This window comes from Kribbella ginsengisoli (genome assembly GCF_039537185.1).
Classification (GTDB): domain Bacteria; phylum Actinomycetota; class Actinomycetes; order Propionibacteriales; family Kribbellaceae; genus Kribbella; species Kribbella koreensis.
Genome location: NZ_BAABAA010000056.1, coordinates 1 through 522 on the forward strand (window position 1 = coordinate 1; position 522 = coordinate 522).

Genomic DNA, 522 nt, shown 5'->3' on the forward strand with positions numbered 1-522 from the left:
AGCAGGCGTATGAGAAGATGTACAAGTCTTTGACTTCGCAGGCTGATGCTTACGAGAAGTACGCCGACAAGAAGATGCAGAACGACCCGAACTATACGCCTGAGAAGAATGAGGCGTATACGAAGCGTATCCAGCAGATGCAGCAGCTCGCGAGCGACTATCAGGCTGTGCGTGAGAAGGCACTCGATGAAGCGAAGGCGACCGCCGTTCAGAACGGTTACACCTCGGCGTATGTCGATAAGCTGGTCAAAGAGGGCGAGGATTTACGCGCTGTAGCCGCGTTGACTCAATCCTCCACGCAGAAGAAGCAGAACGAGGCTGACGCGAACGCGATGCTCGCTCAAGCTATCCAGAACGTGTCCAATGCTCGTGTCGCGGAGGTCAACGCGCAGTCTTCGTATAATCAGGTCGCCGGTGCTACCGGTGCGGCTGTCGCTCAGATCAAAGCCGAGCTTGGTGATGCACGCCTCGCGTGGGATTCCAACACCAAGAGCCTTGATACGAGCACGAAGGCCGGGCAGG

The 522-nt window shown here is 56.5% G+C and carries 1 protein-coding gene; it reads left to right on the forward strand.

Going from position 1 to position 522, the window contains the following annotated elements; translation table 11 throughout:
* Window positions 1-17 precede the first annotated feature (17 nt).
* Window positions 18-522, forward strand: a 505-nt coding sequence (locus ABD768_RS43035; RefSeq protein WP_344850778.1) for a hypothetical protein, incomplete at its 3' end; no start/stop codon positions are given.